Raw genomic sequence first — 575 nt, forward strand, 5'->3', positions numbered from 1 at the left:
GGGGTGGAGGATACGCGTTTCAACTCTGGTACGATCGTCGCGTGGCGGAGGGCAAGAAGCAAGATGTCGACTTCACTGATAGCAGCATCTCCGTTGGGCCCCTGTTCCTCTACATCTTCTATGGCATGTACGATGCCTTCTGGCAGTCGTTCTGCTACTGGTTGATGGGCGCTCAGTCGAACTCTCCCGCGGTGGCCGCCATCCTTGTGGGGGCGTACAAAACCTTCCAGAGCGTGGGTGGTGCGATGGCGTGGCGACTGGATGCGATGGGCAAGTCGCCAATGCTGCAATTTGCAGTCGACTGGGGCCTGTGTATGGGTTCGCTTGTCATTGCCATTCCGGCGGTGTTGGCCGTCACTCTCACCAATACGGATCAAGAAACGCTCGACGAGGTGGATATTAAACATAGGCAGGACGATACGACTGCGGACGGTCCTAAACCGTGAGTTGGAATGTAGTGCTGTCTCGATCTTTCTTTTTGTCGGCACGAACCAGTGTGGAGTCTTGGACGATCTAGGCAGCGCAATCTAGATTAGAATGACGTACATATGGGCTGTTCTATGGGTATATTTTCG

Annotated in this window: 1 protein-coding gene; it reads left to right on the plus strand. The window is 54.3% G+C overall.

Translation table 11 applies throughout. The features are described from left to right. Positions 1-446 (plus strand): MFS transporter (locus tag IE142_RS40170; RefSeq protein WP_229831288.1); only part of this gene is annotated, 446 nt, incomplete at its 5' end. Positions 447-575 lie beyond the last annotated feature (129 nt).

Source organism: Streptomyces mutabilis (genome assembly GCF_014649815.1).
Lineage (GTDB): Bacteria > Actinomycetota > Actinomycetes > Streptomycetales > Streptomycetaceae > Streptomyces > Streptomyces mutabilis.